We start from the raw sequence: 17178 nt of genomic DNA, 5'->3' as shown, positions 1-17178 counted from the left end.
CCTCCTCTCCCCCCCCCCCACCCGCGGCATCGAGGAGGCCCGCGGCCGCTACGTGATGTTCCTCGACAGCGACGACGAGCTGGAGCGCAACGCCTGCCGCAACATGCTGGAGGCGGCCGAGCGGACCGGCGCCGACCTGGTCTCCGGCCTCTGCGTCCGGGTCCACGTCGACAGCCGCCACCGCAAGACCGTCGAGTGGTACCCCTGGCTCTACTCCGCCACCCGCACCCTCGAGTCGGTCACCGAACTCCCCGACCTCTTCGTCTTCGACACCCTGTCGACCAACAAGTGCTACCGCCGGGACTTCCTGCTGGAGCAGAACCTGATCTTCCCCGTCGGCATCCACTACGAGGACCTGTTCTTCTCCGCGAGCGCCTATCTCGCCGCGACCCGCATCGCCCTCGTCCCCAACCGCGTCTACTTCTGGAACGTCGCCGAGAAGGCGGGCGCGGGCGGGAGCAAGTCCATCAGCAACCGGCGGCACGAGATCGCCAACTTCGCGCACCGGATGGAGATCCACCGCCGCGTCGACGAGCTGCTGGAGCGGCGTCGGCTGCGCGAGCTGAAGTTCCACAAAGACGTGAAGTTCCTCAAGCACGATCTCGTGCTCCATCTGCGCGATCTGCCGCTGCTGGACGAGGAGTACCGGCATCGCTTCGCCGAGCTCGCGAACGGCTATCTGGCGACCATCGACCCCGAGGCGTACGCGGAAGTCCGGCCCATCCAGGCCATCTGCGCGTATCTGCTGGCCCGCGAGGACTGGGACAACCTGCTGCCCGCCGCCGACACCCTGACCAACCGGGACAAGATCTCCTCGCCTCTCGCCGAGCGCGACGGCCGGATCTTCTGGTGCACCGAGCATCTCGACGACCCCGAGGGCCGCCGGGTCCTGGACGTCACGGACCTCGGCTACCACACCCAGCCGCTCGGCACGATGTTCCTGCGCAACCGCCTCACCGCGTACGAGGACGACGGACGCGGCGCCGTCCGCCTGGCCGGCAGCATCGTCAACCCGCTCGGCCGGATCCCTCCGGACGCGAGCGTGCGCGGACAACTGGAGTTCCGGGCGCGCCGCCGCAGCCTGCAGACCTTCCGCTTCCCGCTTCTCTCGCTGCGCCACGCGGACGGCTTCCTCGACTGGACCGCCGAGGCCGATCTCGCCCGGCGTCTGCGGCCGCTGGGCGTGATCGACGCCGTGTGGGACGTCCGGCTGCTCCTGGACGTGGACGGCGAGCGGCTGCGCACCCGGCTCAGCGCCGACGGCCTCGCCCTCGAGCGTGCCCGCCCCCTGCGCGTACGCCCGCGGCTCACCCGGCTCGTGGCCGACCGCCTCGAGCCCCGGATCTCCCGGCGCGGCCACCTCTCCTTCGTGCTGACCGCCGAGGGCCCGGCCGCCGTCCGCACCCGCGCGGCCGTCGACGCCGCCGTGGCCGGCCGTGCGGGCGACCTCGCCAAGTCGGGCGTCCGCGGGGCCCGCAGAGTCAAGCGCAAGCTCAACTCGGGCGAGACGAAGATCCGTACGTACCACGCCCTGCTCTGTCGGCTTCCCGTCCGCCCCGGCCTGGTCGTCTTCGAGAGCCACCTCGGCAAGCAGTACAGCGACAGCCCGCGGGCGATCTACGAGGAAATGCGCCGCCAGGGCGTCCGCTTCGAGCCCGTCTGGTCGTACGCGGGGCGGCGGCCCGAGGGCTTTCCGGGCGACGCCGCCCTCGTACGCCGCTGGAGCTGGCCGTATCTGCGGGCCCTGGCGCAGGCCGAGTTCTGGATCGACAACCAGGGCTTCCCGCTGAAGCTCACCAAGCGCCCCGGGACCACGTACATCCAGACCTGGCACGGCTCGGCGCTCAAGCGGATGGGCTTCGACGAGCCGCGCAAGAAGCTGCAGGCCCGCCACGAACAGGAGGCGTACCAGCGGGTCCTGGACCGTTTCGACCACTTCCTGGTCCGCTCCGAGCACGACGTCCGCACCCTGGCCAGGGCTCTGCGGCTGCGGGACGAGGTGCTGCTGCGCACCGGCTACCCGCGCAACGACGCGCTGGTCGCGGCGCGGCTGCGCGAAGAGGCCTCCGGCGTACGGGAGCGGGGGCGCCTGGCCGCGGAGCTCGGCATCCCGGCGGACCGGCAGGTGCTGCTGTACGCGCCGACCTTCCGCAGCGGCAAGGGGGGCCGGGTCCGCGGTTTTGAACTCCCCTTCGATGTCGAGGAGTTCGCCCGCCGCTTCGGCGAGCGCCACGTCCTGCTGATCCGCTCGCACTACCTCAACCACGTGGTGCTGCCGCCCTCGGTGCGCGGCACCGTCCTCGACGTCACCGCCCTGCACGACATCACCCCGCTGCTCACCCTCGCGGACGGGCTGATCACGGACTATTCGTCGGTGATGTTCGACTACGCGCTGCTGGACCGGCCGGTGATCTTCTACGCGTACGACTGGGAGGAGTACGCGGGGGAGGCCCGCGGCACGTACTTCGACCTGCGGGAGAAGGCCCCGGGGCCGGTGGCGGAGACCGAGGAGGCGCTCTTCGCCGCGATCGCCGATCTCAAGTCGGCGGACACCGAATACGCCGAGGCGCGGCGGCGGTTCTCGGCGGAGTTCGGCGAATACGACCGGGGCGACGCGTCGCGCACGATCGTCGAGACCTTCTTCCGCACGGGAGGCGTGAGGTGAGCCGGGACATCTTCTTCGTCTCCAACAGCATCGACGAGCTGGGCGGAGTCACCAGCTGGTCGCACCAGATGGCGCGGCTGTTCACCGAGCGCGGCCACCGCGTGCACGTCATCGGCATCGCCGGCCCCGACGTCCCGCAGGACCTCGGAGGCGATCTCCCGTACCCGACGACCACGCTCTACGACGCTCCCCCTCCGAAACTCGGCCCCCTGCGCGGCCTGCGGGGACGGCTCGATGTGGTGGAGCGCCGCCACCGCAGCGCCCGTGAGGCCGGGATGCTCGAACAGGCGGAGAAGCTGAGCGCGTTGTTCCGGGCGGCCGGGCCCGGAGCCGTCGTCATCGTCACCCAGGTCTGGGCGATGGAGTGGGTGGCCCTGGCCGACACCGCGGGGGCGGCGGTCATCGGCATGAGCCACGAGTCGTACGAGTACACCCTCCAGAGCTCCCGCTTCCGCCGGGTGCTGCGGTTCTACCGGGACGTCGACCGGATGCTCGTCCTCACCAGGGAGGACGCGGACCTGTGGATCCGCAGGGGCCTGGACAACACCGGCTTCATGCCGAATCCCCTGCCCTTCATGCCCGGCGAGCCGTCGCCGCGTACGGAGAAGGCCGTCATCAGCATGGGCAGGCTGACGGACCAGAAGGGCATCGACATGCTCCTCGACGCCTGGGCGGAGGCCGCGCCGCTGCATCCCGACTGGACCCTGCGGATCTACGGCTCGGGCGAGGACGAGGAGATGCTCCGCAAGCAGTGCACATCGCTGGGTCTGGACGACTCGGTGGAGTGGATGGGCCGCACGAACGACGTACCGGGCGCCCTCCGCCGCGGCTCACTCTTCGTCCAGTCCTCCCGTGGCGAGGGCTTCCCCCTCGCCCTCATGGAAGCCATGGCCACGGCCGTCCCCTGCGCGGCCTTCGACTGCGCCCCCGGCGTCCGCGAGATCATCCGTGACGGCGAGGACGGCCTGCTGACGCCCCCGGGGAACACGACGGAACTCGCCCGCCGCCTGGACGAGTTGATCTCCGACCGCGAGCTGCGCGACCGGATGGGCGAGGCGGCGCGGACGAACGTACGGCGGTACGCGCCGGAGGAGATCGTCCGGCGGTGGGAGGAGCTGTTCGCGTTCCTGGAGCGGTGACAACCCCATGGGTTCGGCCTACTGGCCTCCTGCTGAGGCGTAGCGTGGGGGATACGTCCACCGAGCGGGGGTGAGCATGCAGTTCGAGGGCGAGCCTGGCATCGGCGACCGGATCGCGCGGCTCCGGGTGCGCCGCAAGCTCACGCAGGAGCGGCTTGCCGAACTGGCGGGTGTGTCCGTCGACGTCGTGCGCAAGCTCGAACAGGGCCGTCGGCAGACGGCGCGGCTCTCGACCCTGAACGCGCTCGCCCGAGCACTCGACGTCGAGCCATCGGTCCTGGTCGGCCAGCCCACCACGTTCGAAGCGCGGGACGACGGCGACTTGCCCTCCGTCCTGGCGCTGCGGCAGGCCGTTTCGCCCGTGACCGAACTGCTCGGCGAGGACACGGACCCGGAAGAGCCGCCCAGCATTGGGGCGTTGCGTGCCTCCCTGCGGTCGACGGAAGGCGTCAGGCGCGAAGGCCGTATGGGCGAGATCGGAGTCCTGCTGCCCCAGCTCATCCGGGACGCCCGTATCGCCACCCGCGCATACAACGGCGTTGAGAGAGCCTCGGCCTACGCGGTGCTCGCCGAGGCGTATCAGGTGGCCGCGACCACGCTCACCGCCCTGGGCAAGGAGGACGCCGGGTTCACCGCCCTCGAGCGCTCGTTGGCCGCCGTGCGCGAGTCCGACGACCCGAACCTCGAGACGGTGGGAATCTCCAGCTTGTCGTGGATCCTCACCAAGCAGGGACGTCTGGAAGACGCCGAGCGCGTCGCTCTCGCGGCCGCCGAAAGGATCGAGCCCGGGTTCCGCTCGCGGCCGCGTGACCTCGCGCTGTGGGGCATCTTGCTGCTGCGGGCGGCTACCGCGACCGTCCGGCAGGGGAAGCACGACGCCGTGGAAGACCTGCTCAACATGGCGTCGGCCGCCGCCGCCCGTATCGGTCGGGACCGTCTCGATTACGCCACCCCGTTCGGCCCGACCAATGTGGGCGTGGCCAAGGTGAACTTCCTCGTGGAGATGGAGAGAAGCGCCAAGGCACTGAGCGCTGCCCGGTCCGTACCCGAGCTGAACGTCCTGCCACCGACCTGGAGGGCCCGCTTCCACGTCGACCGTGCTCTGGCCTACGCCGACCTGGGCAGGGACGACAGCGCTACGCGGGCCCTCCTGCTGGCCGAGGGCATTGCTCCGGAGTGGATGCGCTACCACGGCACGGCCCGGCCGATCGTGTCCGAACTGCGCGGCCGGGAGCGCCGCCGTACGTCTCCGGTGACCGAATTGGCCGACCGGCTCAACCTCATCGGGTAGGGCGCAGCGTCCTACCAGTCCAGCAAAGTGGTACGTAGCGTCACTGTCCCGACGCTCTCCGTGCTCATAGCGTGCGGCTCACTGACCTGCGGCGCACACGCCGATGCAACCCATTGCGGGCATGGCTATGGCTGGCGCCGCCTCGCCCAGGTCCGGTTCCGTCGCCGGGCAGCCAGACGCCGCAGCCTGCGGCGCAGCACGGCGGTCGCCGCGCTCGGCCCCGCCGCGAGGTGCAGCGCGAGGGACCGGCCCACCGTGGCGTACGGCTGGAGCAGCAGCAGGCCGTACTGCCTGCTCGGTACGGCCGTGCGCCGCAGGCCGGGGCCGGTGGCGCGGGCCGCGGTGTAGAGCGAGGAGCTGTCCGCGCAGCGCACCCGCACGCGTACGTCCCAGGTGTCGGGCCCGGCGGCGCGGACATCGCGGGGTCGCCCCCCGCCTGCCGCCGCCACGTCCCCCAGGCCGAGCAGCACCTCGGCCGTCCAGGAGTCATCGTCCGGGTTGAGGGCGGCGTTACGGGTGAGCCCGAGGCGGCCGTCGTCGCGGTGCCGCAGCTCGATGTCCACCGTCAGCGGGCCTGCGGCGGCCAGCCGCCCGTACAGCTCGTACACGCGCACGGCCAGCCGCAGCCGGGCGCGCCGGGTGCGCCAGGCGATGCGGGGTTCGGCCTCCACCGTGACCGGCAGGCGGTGCAGCGGCTTGCTGTCGAGCCCGTCGAGGACCACGCCCGGCAGGTCGGCGTCCCACACCGGGCGCCCGGCCACACGCGCGTACGGTGGCATCAGCCGGGCCGGCCTGCCCGCCAGCTCGACGAGCCGCTCGAGGTCGCGCGGGCGGTCGGCGGCCGTGATGACGCGGGCGATCCAGCGGGCCGGGGCGCGGGCGGCCCGCAGCGCGGGCTCGTCGAAGCAGGCCAGGTGCTCCCGGGTCAGCCGCCACCACTCCGCGCGGTACTCGGGGCTGCGGCCGCCCAGCTCGCGTGCGTACAGGCGCAGGTCGTCATCGAGGAACTTGACCTCGGCGGCCCGGGTCAGCTTCTTCTGCCCGGCCTCTTCGAAGATCTCGAGGGCGCGGCGGTGTGCGCGGAGGCGGCTGCGCCAGTTGTCGATGTCGTCGCGGGCGAGGGAGATCGAGGGCCGGCCGGTGGAGCGGCGCACATGCCAGATGTAGACGGTGTCGGGGATGAGGGCGATGCGCGGCGCGGCGGCGAGCACGCGGGCGGTGAAGACGAAGTCCTCGTAGCGGAAGGGGCCGTCGGGGAAGGCGATGCCGTGCCGGTCCAGGAAGGAGCGGTCGTAGAGCTTGTTGACGCAGACCGTGTCGCGGACCAGGCGGGGGAGTTCCGCGGGGGAGCCGTACGCCGCCTCCCGGGTGAAGAGCGCCCGCTGCCAGGGCACGTCACGCCCGCCCGGCAGCTCACGGCGCACGCAGCGGCCCGCGACGACCTGCGCGTCATGGCGTACGGCCGCGCGGAACAGGGCCCCGACGGCGCCCGTTTCGAGCACGTCGTCGCTGTCCAGGAACATCACGTACGGCGCGGTCGCGCGCCGCAGCCCGTCGTTGCGGGGTGTGCCGCAGCCGCCGCTGTTGGCCTCGCGTCGCACCACGCGGACCCGGGCGTAGCGCTCGGCGAGGTCCCGCAGCACATCCGGTGTCGCGTCGGTCGAGGCGTCGTCGACGGCGACGACCTCGGCGACCTGTGTGCCCTGGCGGAGGGCGGAGAGCACCGCGTCCGCGATGTGCCCGGCGTCGTTGTAACCGATCACGATGACGCTGACCTGCGCCGCGGACGGTTCGGTTGGGGTCTTTGCTGCCATATGTGACATCAGTCTATTTCGCTCGCGGGCGCTGGGGGGCGACCGGAGCGCCGCTCCGCCTGCGGGCGCGCCCGGGCCGTACGCCCCGGACGGGCCCGCACCGCCCAGGTCCCACGCCCGTGGGACCCCAGTTCAAGCACCCCACGGCTCATGCCGAACCAAGAAGCGGACAGCGACGCCAAGAACAGGAGCACGTCGATGGTCACAACCGAGGTGAAGATCCCGCTCCGGCCCGTCCCCGTGGTGCGCCGCACCCCGGTGGCGGCCCTGCTGCTCCCGGCCGCCACCATGGCGATCCTGGGGCTGTGGGATCTGGGCCGCCGCGGGATGTGGAGCGACGAGGCGGCCACGTGGAGCGCCGCCCGCCGCACCCCGGGCGAGCTGTGGCAGCTGCTCGGCAGCATCGACGCGGTCCACGGCCTCTATTACCTGCTGATGCACGGCCTGCTGAGCGTGCGCCCCGACGAGACCATGCTGCGGCTCCCCTCGGTCGCGGGCATGGTCTGCGCCGCGGCTCTCGTCGCGGCGATCGGCGCCCGGCTGGCCGGAGCCCGGGTCGGTCTCGTGGCCGGGATGCTCTTCGCGGTGGTGCCGGTGGTGAGCCTCTACGCGCAGGAGGGCCGCAGCTACGCCCTCGTGATGGCGGGCGCGATGGCCGCCACGTACTTCCTGGTGCGCGCCTGCGAGACCGGCGAGGCGCGCTGGTGGCGCTGGTACGCCCTGTTCACCGCGCTCACCGTGCTGCTGCACGCGTTCGCCCTGCTCCTTCCCGCCGCGCACGCCGTGACCCTGCTCGTGGCCAGGAGCGACGCTCGCCAGTGGCGCTGCTGGGGTTTGTCCGCGGCCACCGCCGCGGCCGCCATGGTGCCGGTCGCCTGGGTCGCGCGCGGGCAGAAGGAGGAGGCGCTCGCCTGGATCCCGGTGCCCGGCTGGGAGGCCGTGACCCGGCTCGTACGGTCCTTCGCCGGTCCTTCCGGCTGGGTCGCCTGCCTGATCCTTCTGCTCGCGGCCGCCGCGCTCTTCGCACCGCGCCGCCCGACGCTCGACGCGCCGCCGGTCTCGGTCGTCACCGTCGCCCTGCCGCTGTTCGTGGTGCCGCCCGCGCTGCTCGTCGCGATCTCCCAGGTGGACCCGGTCTACGACCAGCGGTACGTGCTGTACGCGCTGCCGGGTCTGTGTCTGCTCGCCGCGTCCGGGCTCGACCGGCTCACCGGTCTGGTGCTGTGGCGGGGCGCGATGCCGCTGGCGATGCCGATGGCCGCGGCGCTTGTCGTGTCGCTGGTGCTGGGCGGCCAGCTCGGCGCCCACCACCACGTACGGTCCGGCGCGAGCAGGCTGGACGACCTGCGGGCGATCGCGCGGCTGGTGCGCGAAGAGACGAAGCCGGGCGACGCGGTGGTCTTCCTCGCGAGCACCCGGCGGAAGGCCGCCATTGCGTACCCGGAGATGTTCGAGGGGCTGCGCGATGTGGCGCTGGACCGGACCCCGGCCGAGTCCGGCACCCTCTTCGGCACCGAACTGCCGCCGGACCGGCTGCGGGAGGCCCTGCCGAAGGCGCGGCGGGTGTGGCTGCTGGACCGGGAGGACTCCGACCAGCGGCGGGTGTTCCGGGACGCGGGGGAGCGGGTCAAGCAGGAGGTCCTCTCCGACCAGTTCCACCGGGAGGGCGTGGAACGGCTGCACGGCGGCAGCGTGCACCTGTACGTGCACAACTGACCGCCGTGCCACCGAGCGGTGCGCCACGCGCACGCCGTCCCACCGCACGTGTGCCGCTGCGTGACCGCTCCGGTCGTTACTTGACCGCCCCCGCCATCACGCCGGAGACGAACTGCCGCTGGAAGGCGAAGAACACGACGAGCGGGATCACCATCGACACGAAGGCGCCGGGCGCCAGCACGTCGATGTTGTTGCCGAACTGGCGGACCTGCTGCTGCAGGGCGACCGTGATCGGCGGGGCCCCGTCGTCCGCGAAGATCAGCGCCACCAGCATGTCGTTCCAGACCCACAGGAACTGGAAGATGCCGAGCGAGGCGATCGCGGGACCGCCCAGTGGCATCACGACCCGGGTGAACAGCCGGACTTCGCCCGCTCCGTCCAGACGCGCCGCCTCCAGCAGCTCGCGCGGGATCTCGGCGAAGAAGTTGCGCAGCAGGAAGACGGCGAACGGAAGCCCGAAGGCGGTGTGGAAGGTGACCACGCCGGTCGTCGTCTCGAAGATCCCCAGGGTGCCGAAGAGCTTCGCCACCGGGATCAGCGCCACCTGTACGGGCACCACCAGCAGCCCGACCACCAGCAGGAACCACCAGTCCCGGCCCGGGAAGTCCAGCCAGGCGAAGGCGTATCCGGCCAGCGAGCCGATGACGACGACGAGCACTGTGGAGGGGACCGTGATGAGCACGGTGGTCCACAGGGAGCCTGTGATCGCGTCGTTGCTCAGCAGCTCGGAGTAGTTGCCCGTGGTGAGCTGGGCGGGGGCGGTGAAGACCTCCCACCAGCCCGAAGTGGCGATGTCGGTCGAGTCCCTGAGGGAGGAGATCAGCAGCCCGAGGGTCGGCATCAGCCAGAACAGCGCGACGAGGATCAGGAAGACCTGTGTCACGCCGCCGCCCGCACGGGCCGCGAGGCGGGAGGCGAGGGAGGGCTTCCCCCGCTTCTCCGCCGTCGCGGTCGTGGCCAGAACAGGCGCGTCCGTCGACGTCGATGCGGTCATCGTCGGCCCTCCCTCCGGATCCGGCGGATGTTGACGATCATGACGGGGACGACGAGCAGCAGCAGGAGCACCGCGATGGCGCTGCCCGCGCCCTGGTCGGCGTCCGTGCCGAAGGACTTCAGATACAGCTCCAGGGCCAGCACGTTCGCGTCCTGCTGCGTCGCCCCCGGCGCGATGATGTAGACCAGGTCGAAGATCTTCAGCACGTTGATCATCAGGGTGACGAGGACGACCGTGAGCACCGGCGCGAGCAGCGGCACCGTCACCTTCCGGAAGACCTTCCACTCACTCGCGCCGTCGACCCGTGCCTGCTCCAGGAGTTCGCGCGGTACGCCCGCCAGGCCGGCCGCGATCAGCACCATGGCGAAGCCGGCCCACATCCACACGTACGAGCCGATGATGGCGGGAGTGACCAGGGACGGGCCGAGCCAGTCCACGCCGTTGTACTGCTCCTTGAAGTTCGAGGCGGGCAGCCGGAGATGTGCTCCCTGGGCCTGGTCGGCGGGCAGCGCGTACGTGCCGTCGGCGCCCGTCTTGGCCGTGGCGACGACCTTGCCGCCCCTGACCGCCTCGATCGTGATCCCGGACAGCGCCTTCTCGCCCGGGTCGATCACGTTGGGCTTCCCGCCTCCGCCCTTGACGAAGTCCAGCCAGACCGTGCCGGTGATCTTCCCGTCGGCGGGCGGCGCGGTCTTCGCACCGGCCGCGTCCTCGGGCATCGTCCCGGCCTTGACCCCGACCAGCGGCAGATTCGCCGTGCCGCCCGGCCGCACGGCCGACTCGGTGGTGAACGAGCCGCCGCCCGACGCTGCGAGACCGGCGGTGGGCAGCGGGTGCGCGCCCGGGTAGGCGGAGGCCTCGGCGAAGGTGTCGTGCACCCCCACCCACACCGCGTTGGCCACACCGCGGTCCGGGTCCTGCTCGTACACCAGCCGGAAGATGATCCCGGCCGCCAGCATGGAGATCGCCATCGGCATGAAGACGATCAGCTTGAACGCCGTGCCCCAGCGGACCCGTTCGGTCAGCACCGCGTAGATCAGGCCGAGCGCGGTGGAGACGGCCGGCGCGACGACCACCCAGATGAGGTTGTTCTTGATGGCGGTGAGGGTGCCGTCGTCGGAGAACATGTCGGCGAAGTTGTCCAGGCCGGTGAAGCCGGTGCCGGAGGCGTCGAAGAAGCTGCGGTAGACCGTGTACCCGATCGGGTAGACCACGAGCGCACCGAGCAGCAGCAGGGCGGGCAGCAGGAAACAGGCCGCCACCCAGGGCCGGGTGCCGAGCACGCTCTTGCCGTGACGAAGTTCGGCGGGGGGCGGCGTGCCGGGCGCGGCCGCGCCCCCCGCGGTCGCCGTCTTCATGTCGGAGACGGCCCGTCAGCTCTTGTACGCCTTGGCGGCGTCCGCTTCCAGCTTCTGCTGGGTGCCCGCCACGTCCTTGGGGTTCTTCAGGAAGTCCTGGAGCCCCTTCCATTCGCCCTCGCCCTTCGTACCGCCGAAGGACGCCGGAGCCTGGTCGGACATGTCGAACCGGAAGTCGTCGCCCGCCTCGATCAGCGCCTTCGCGATGTCGCGCTGGACGTCGTTCGGGTACGCCTTGAGGTCGAGTTCCTTGTTCGGCGAGATGAAGCCGCCCGCCCTCGCCCAGATCTCGGCGGCGTCGGTCGAGGCGAGGAAGGTGAGCAGCGCCTGCGCTCCCTTGCCGCCCTTCAGCGCTACGGCCACGTCGCCGCCGCTGACCACCGGGGACTGCCGTCCCACGGCCGGGAACGGGAAGACCTTGGCGTCCGTGCCGATCTTCGCCTTGGTGTCGGTGGCGATGTTGATCGAGACGAAGTCGCCCTCGAAGACCATCGCGGCGTCCGGGGTGTCGCCGCCCGCGAACGTCTGCGTGACGGACTTGGGGAACTCGGTCTGCAGCGCACCGTTCTGGCCGCCCGCGATCAGGGTCTTGTCCCCGAAGAGCTCACCGAGCGTCTCCAGCGCCTGCTTCACGGACGGGTCGGTCCACTTGATCTTGTGCTGCGCCAGCTGGTCGTACTTCTCCGGGCCGGCCTGGGAGAGATAGACGTTCTCGAACCAGTCGGTGAGGGTCCAGCCGTCGGCGCCGCCGACCGAGACCGGCGGGACGCCGGAGGCGGAGACCGTCTGGGCGGTGTCCAGGAACTCCTGCCAGGTCTTGGGCTCCGAGGCGCCTGCGTTCTCGAAGGCCGCGGTGTTGTACCAGACCAGGGACTTGTTGGCCGCCTTGAAGTAGACGCCGTACTGCTTGCCCGCGTGGGCGCCGAGGTCCTGCCAGCCCTTCGAGAAGTTCTTGCCGAGCTGGGCGGTGACCTCGCTGCCCGCGGGCTTGAGCCAGCCCTTGTCGGCGAACTGCTTGAGGGCGCCGACCTGGGGGAGCATCGCGACGTCCGGCGGCTCGCCGCCCTCGATCTTCGTGCCGAGGAAGGTGGAGATGCTGTCGCCGGTCGGCACGAAGGAGACTTCGGCGCCGGTGCGCTTCTCGAACTCGTCGAGGACGGCGGTGAAGTTCTTCTGCTCGGCGCCGGTCCATACGGCGGCGACCTGGAGCTTCTGGCCGTTCAGCTTGGGGAGTTGGACGGTGGGCGCGCTGTCCTTCGCCGCGCCTCCGGCCCCGGCGTCGCCGTCCTTGCCCTCGCCGTCGCCGCCGCAGCCCGCGGCGGTGAGGACGAGGGCGCTCGTAGCAACGAGGGCCAGAGCGGCGCGAGTTGTGCGGCTTGTGCGGCTCGTTCTGGTGGTGTGGGTCGATTGGGTGGTGCTTCGGGTGGTGAGTGGTGTGGCCATGGGTGTGCGCATACCTGCCGTCCTCCCCGTTGCGCCGTAGCGCGGACCCCGCAGACGGCCGCGCACACGTGCTCCGTACGTCCCGTGCGGACAGTCCTACGCCCGGACGGGAACAGCCGCAATACCGCCTCCGGTGCGAGGGGGTTGCTGTGACCGTGCTGTGATCTGCGTCACGCCTGACGCCGAATGCCCACAACGCGGCAGACGTCGTGCTCGGCAGGACTCAGGGGAGCCGCAGGGGCTCGGCCGGGGGCGTGGACTGGGCCGCGGCCCGCTGGAGCGCGCTGGCCAGCAGCGCCAAATCCGTAGGCCCGTTGCCGAGCTCGCGCAGCGGCCGCCGCGTCGGAGGGTCCCCCATCCGCTCCCAGTCCAGCGGCACCACCGTCGGCCGCTGCGTAGCCGTCCGGGGGATACGGCCCGTCACTCGGCCTGCCTGGAACGGTGTCTCCGAGCCGTCCCGGCGCACCAGCCGCCCGCGCCCCGCCGACGCCTCGCCCGCGTCCGGGCCCTCGGCCCGCGTGGGCAGCATGTCCAGAGTGATCCGCAGGCCCGCCTGCCCGGCCGCCGCCGCGGCCGTCCCGGCCGTACGGTCCGGGCGCCCGGTCGCCGCTATCAGGTGCACCCCGAGCCGTGCGCCGTCCCGGGCCACCGCCTCCAGCGCGCGTACCACGGAACCCGCCGCCGGCCGCCCCGGGCTGCCCAGGCCCGGAGCCACCAACTCGTCGAAGTCGTCGACGAGGACGACCAGCCGCGGCAGCGGCGCGGGCCCGGTCGAGCCCGCGCCACCGGCCGCGGGGTCGGCCGCGCGCAGCTTCAGCGTCCCGCTCGGCGCGGACTCCACATCCCCGTCGTCGGCGTGTTCCGCGCGCCGGTCCGCCGCCGGGTGCCCGCCGTTGCCGCCATGCCTGTCGTTCCCGCTACGACCGCCGTTCCCCGTGTTCCCCCCGTTCCCCCCTTTCCCACCGCTCCCTCCATACGTGCCGTTCCCGCCGTACGTGCCCTGCTCGGTCGAGCGGCGCGGCGGGACCAGGCGCGCCGCGACGGCCCGCTGCCGGTGCCAGTCGTCGAAGCCGAGCCCGCCGAGCAGCTCTGCCCGCCGCTTCAGCTCCGTGCTCAGCGCCTGCGCGAACTCCCGCATGCGGACCGGGTCCGAGGCCGCCAGATACGTCGAGACGTGCGGCAGGTCGGTGCACACCTGCAGCCCTTCGCCGCGCTCCGCGCCACCCCCGTCAACCAGGGCGAGCGACACCCGGTCGGGCCGGTCGGCGGCGGCCAAGGATGCGGCGAGGGACCGGAGCAGCTCGGTCTTGCCAGTGTCACGACCGCCCTCGATGAGCAGATGCGGGCCCTCGGCGGTGAGGTCCGCGGCGAGCGGGCCGTGCGGCCCCGCGCCCAGCACGGCCCACACCCGGCCGCCCTCCGCCACCCGGCCGTCCTCCGCCACCCGGCCGCCCTCCGCCAGCCGGCCGTCCTCCGTCACACGCCCGTCCTCCGTCACCCGGCTCGCGCCGGCCACCCGACTCGCGTCGGCCACCCGGCCCGCGTCCGTCGCCCGGCCCGCGTCCGTCGCCGCGGCCCAACGGGCCATCAAAGAAGCCGGGGTGGCCCGCGCGAGCCCCAACTCGTCCAGCAGCCGGGCCGTACGAGGCAGCGGTGCGGCGATCCGCCGCGAGCCGCTCGCCGTCGCCGCGCCGGGCGCGTCCGCGGCGCGCAGCGGCGCCAGCGCCCGGGCGAAGCGCTCCGCCCACGCGGCCGAGACCGCGTCCACGCCCGCGACGACGCCGTTGTTCAGCGGTCCCGCCGGGCCCAGCGGCATGACCCGGAGCGCGGTGGCGACATCGCCGCTGAGCAACCCCGCCGCCCCGCACTCGGAGAAGGGCGGCGAGGCGGTACACGCCGCGTCGAAGGTCGCGGTGAGCGGGGACGCGGGCGAGGCCGCAGGCGTGTCGGCCAGGCAGAGCAGATGGATACCGGCGACAGGACCGCCCGCCGCCAGCCTCGAGGTCGTCCCGCGCAGCGCGGCCGATCCGGGGTCGCCGTCGACGATCACCACGGTGCGCGGGCCGTCGTACTGGCGCGACGCGGCGGCGATCGCGGAGCGGTCCGCGGTGACCCAGCTCGGCCCCAGGAGGCCGTCGTCCAGCCGCCGTACGAGCTCGGTGGTACGAGCGGAGGCCTGGTCCCTGTCGTATGCGAGCAGCAGACGGCAGTCCTGGCCGTGGGCGGGCCGCAGCTGTGGCAGCCAGCCGAGCCAGGACCACTCGGCGAGGCGCTCGCCGACACTGCGCGCCCGGTCCGTGCTGATCAGGACGATCTCGAGGTCGTCGGGGCGGTGGAGGGCGGCGAGCTGTGCCACGACGGAACGCGCGAGCCCGGCGAGCCGCGCCCGGGGCCCGGCGAGCCCGAGCGAGCCGGTCTCGCGGAGGCCGACGGTGACGGGGGTGGCGGGGGCGCCGGGCCGGTCCGCCGTACCGAGCCGGACGACGAGCGCGTCCGGGTGGCCCGTGCCGCGCTCCCACAGGCGGGGGCCGGGGCCGAGTGCGGTGAGGAGTATGCCGGCGGGGTCGGGCCACCGCGCGTATGCGGCGGTGAGGCCCTCGGCGGGCGTGCGCTCTGTGCCGCGGGGCTCGCGCGGAGCGGGCTCGGCGGCCTCGTCGATGTCCCGCCCCGCGGCCAGCCGCCGCGCCCAGGCTCCTATCCCGCGCCCCCACCGCGTCGGGCGCCGGGGTGGCTCCGCAGGCCTGCCGGTTCGTCGCGGCTCCGGGATCCCCCCGGCGCCCGTGGCGCCGTCGCTCGCCCATGGCCCTCCGCCTTGAACATGCGTCCCGGGCCCCTGAACGCCGCGCACAGCCGAGCCGCCCGCCGTCTCGGCGCCTGCGCCTCCGGCATACGGGTCGGCATACGGGCCTGTGTACGGGGCGCCGTCCGGGCCCGTGTGCGCGCCTGCCCGAGCGCCCCCGCTGCTGTCATCCGCTGCCCGCCGCGGCACGGGCGTCTGACCGTCGCCTGCGCTGAGACCGGTCACGGCCCCGCCGGGCGTCTGGCCTCGGGGCGGCAGCGGCTGCTGCGGCGGCCCTTGCGGCGCCCGTTCCCCCTCATCGCCACCGGCACGCGGCGGCGGCACGGACCCTTGCGGCACCCTCCCCCCTACGGGCGGCTCCGGGCCGCTCCTCGCTGCGGTGCGGGGGTCCCCGCCCTCCTCGTAGGGGCCGGTGGCCCATGACGGCCGGCGCGGTGCGCTGCCGGGTGCGAAGGGTGCCGCCGTGCCTGGCGCCGGGTGCTGCCGTGCTCCGTGGCGGGTGCCCGGGGCGCCGGAGCCGTGCTCGGGGCGGTCCGACTCCGGGTAGTCAGCCGCCGGTGGTTGGTCGGTGCGCCCTGGAGCGTGCGCGTTCGGGGCGGAGGCGGATGGGCCCACAGGAGGCGGCCCGGCCTGTCCGCCGGTGCCCCAGACGTGGGTCGTACGGGCGGGACGGTGGGGGGCGGACGTCGTATGGCCGAAGTCGTCCTGGTCGGCGGCCGCGGTGGCGATCTGCCGACCGGGCGCATACGACGCACCGGCCGGCGCCCCGCTCCCTGGCCCCCCGCTCCCGGCCACCTCGGCGTCGGGCGCAGACTGGCCGGCGTGCCTGGTCGCGGCCCCGGCCACGGGTCCCGCGGCGCGCGGGACCGCCTCCGGGGACGGTCCCCGGAGACCCACCCGCAGGTGGCCCTCACCGTCCGGGGCGGTCGGCAGTACGTCCGGGAGGGGCGCCCGGCCCCCACCCGTAGGCGCGCCCGCGCCGGAACCCGCAGCCGGACCGGACGGCGAGCCCGCACCGGACAGCGAACTCGCGTCCGACAGCGAACTCGCGTCGGCTGGCGGCTCCGCTTCTGGAAGGGACCGTTCCGCCCCCACCAGCCGCAGCGCCGATTCGCCCACCCGGAGCAACGCACCCGGACGAAAGGGAGCGGGCCCGCTGTCGAGCGGGGTGCCGTCGAGGGCGGTGCCGTTCGTGGAGCCGAGGTCCGCGACCGTGACGTGCCCGTCGTCGGCGATCGTCACCGCGCAGTGCAGGCGCGATACGTCCGGGTCGTCGAGCGGTACGTCCGCGTCCGCGGAGCGGCCGATGCTGATCCGGCCGCTGTGCAGCAGGTGGACGCCGCCCGCGTCCGGCCCTGCTACGACGTGCAGTTGCACCGAAGCGTCCGACGGCGCCTCCTGGGGCACCCCGGGGTGCCGCCCGGGGGCGGCCGGGGCGTTGAGGGACAGCACCGCACCGTCCGTCAGCGGCGGTTCGCCCAGCGCGCAGCGCTGCGCGTCGAGCCGCTCGCCGCCCGCGTACAGCACCACCGGCCCTGAGGACCCTGAAGAACCACCCGCCGTCGAATCCGCGCCCTCGGCCCAGGACTTCTCGGGTCCTCCCACCCCCGCCGGCCCCGCCCCCTCGGACGCTCTGGCAGTCGCCGCCACGGCAGCCACAAGCCCGCTCGCGACCGCGGCGAGCGCCGTCCCGGCCGGGGCCGTGACCAGCACGTCGCAGGCGCGCGCGGCATGGCCGCTGCGCGGCCCGAGGACGGTCAGCCGGATCTGCATCGCCGTCAACGGTCCCTTCTGCCCGGGGGGTACGCGACACGGGCTGCCCAACTCCCCCGCCGCGCACGGGCACTTCGGCACGTACAAGTCACCACGTCGCGCTGAGTCCCCCGCTCCCCACCGCTTCCGTGCTGGCATGCATCCTCGCACCTGCCGCTGACACTTCGCCCCGCAACAGCTGACCA

General features: G+C 73.1%; 9 protein-coding genes. 4 read left to right on the top strand and 5 right to left on the bottom strand.

All coding sequences use genetic code 11. The annotated features are described in order from the left end of the window. The 3 genes from ACTWQC_RS11185 to ACTWQC_RS11175 form a co-directional block, all read left to right on the top strand. On the top strand, positions 1-2665 hold a 2665-nt coding region (locus ACTWQC_RS11185), incomplete at its 5' end, for a bifunctional glycosyltransferase/CDP-glycerol:glycerophosphate glycerophosphotransferase (RefSeq protein ID WP_443315445.1). Then, on the top strand, positions 2662-3804 hold the full coding sequence (locus tag ACTWQC_RS11180) for a glycosyltransferase family 4 protein (RefSeq protein WP_443315444.1): 1143 nt from the start codon (positions 2662-2664) through the stop codon (positions 3802-3804). The genes ACTWQC_RS11185 and ACTWQC_RS11180, both read left to right, overlap by 4 nt. Before the next feature lie 76 nt (positions 3805-3880). Then, positions 3881-5095, top strand: a complete 1215-nt coding sequence (locus ACTWQC_RS11175) for a helix-turn-helix domain-containing protein (RefSeq protein WP_443315460.1) — start codon at positions 3881-3883, stop codon at positions 5093-5095. Between the two features lie 125 nt (positions 5096-5220). On the opposite strand, the gene ACTWQC_RS11170 is transcribed toward ACTWQC_RS11175, so the two are convergent. Next, complete coding sequence (locus tag ACTWQC_RS11170; RefSeq protein ID WP_443315443.1) at positions 5221-6909, bottom strand: glycosyltransferase family 2 protein; 1689 nt, start codon at positions 6907-6909, stop codon at positions 5221-5223. A 198-nt stretch (positions 6910-7107) separates the two neighbouring features. Here ACTWQC_RS11170 and ACTWQC_RS11165 point away from each other — a divergent pair, with 198 nt between their 5' ends. After that, complete coding sequence (locus tag ACTWQC_RS11165; RefSeq protein WP_443315442.1) at positions 7108-8625, top strand: glycosyltransferase family 39 protein; 1518 nt, start codon at positions 7108-7110, stop codon at positions 8623-8625. 76 nt (positions 8626-8701) lie between these two features. On the opposite strand, the gene ACTWQC_RS11160 is transcribed toward ACTWQC_RS11165, so the two are convergent. The 4 genes from ACTWQC_RS11160 to ACTWQC_RS11145 all read right to left on the bottom strand — a co-directional run bounded on the left by ACTWQC_RS11160 (position 8702) and on the right by ACTWQC_RS11145 (position 16993). Then, positions 8702-9619 (bottom strand): carbohydrate ABC transporter permease, encoded by a 918-nt coding sequence (locus tag ACTWQC_RS11160; protein ID WP_443315441.1) that lies wholly within the window; start codon positions 9617-9619, stop codon positions 8702-8704. Continuing rightward, a complete protein-coding gene (locus ACTWQC_RS11155; protein WP_443315440.1) occupies positions 9616-10977 on the bottom strand; it encodes a carbohydrate ABC transporter permease in 1362 nt (453 codons plus the stop codon). Before ACTWQC_RS11155 ends, ACTWQC_RS11160 begins: the two co-directional genes overlap by 4 nt. Before the next feature lie 15 nt (positions 10978-10992). After that, the gene (locus ACTWQC_RS11150; RefSeq protein ID WP_443315439.1) at positions 10993-12420 is read right to left on the bottom strand and encodes an ABC transporter substrate-binding protein; all 1428 of its coding nucleotides are present in this window, start codon (positions 12418-12420) and stop codon (positions 10993-10995) included. Between the two features lie 223 nt (positions 12421-12643). After that, positions 12644-16993, bottom strand: a complete 4350-nt coding sequence (locus ACTWQC_RS11145) for an FtsK/SpoIIIE domain-containing protein (protein WP_443315459.1) — start codon at positions 16991-16993, stop codon at positions 12644-12646. Positions 16994-17178 lie beyond the last annotated feature (185 nt).

Source organism: Streptomyces sp. 8N616 (genome assembly GCF_052246385.1).
In the GTDB taxonomy this organism is placed as follows: Bacteria; Actinomycetota; Actinomycetes; order Streptomycetales; family Streptomycetaceae; genus Streptomyces.
The sequence above is the reverse complement of the archived record's forward strand: the minus strand, read 5'-3'. Positions and strand labels throughout refer to the sequence as shown.

What these genes read in the sequence shown, in the direction of transcription:
- ACTWQC_RS11170 (WP_443315443.1), bottom strand. Translation starts at nt 6,909, where the DNA reads ATGGCAGCAAAGACCCCAACCGAACCGTCCGCGGCGCAGGTCAGCGTC.
- ACTWQC_RS11150 (WP_443315439.1), bottom strand. Translation starts at nt 12,420, where the DNA reads ATGGCCACACCACTCACCACCCGAAGCACCACCCAATCGACCCACACC.
- ACTWQC_RS11155 (WP_443315440.1), bottom strand. Translation starts at nt 10,977, where the DNA reads ATGAAGACGGCGACCGCGGGGGGCGCGGCCGCGCCCGGCACGCCGCCC.
- ACTWQC_RS11145 (WP_443315459.1), bottom strand. Translation starts at nt 16,993, where the DNA reads ATGCAGATCCGGCTGACCGTCCTCGGGCCGCGCAGCGGCCATGCCGCG.
- ACTWQC_RS11165 (WP_443315442.1), top strand. Translation starts at nt 7,108, where the DNA reads ATGGTCACAACCGAGGTGAAGATCCCGCTCCGGCCCGTCCCCGTGGTG.
- ACTWQC_RS11160 (WP_443315441.1), bottom strand. Translation starts at nt 9,619, where the DNA reads ATGACCGCATCGACGTCGACGGACGCGCCTGTTCTGGCCACGACCGCG.
- ACTWQC_RS11175 (WP_443315460.1), top strand. Translation starts at nt 3,881, where the DNA reads ATGCAGTTCGAGGGCGAGCCTGGCATCGGCGACCGGATCGCGCGGCTC.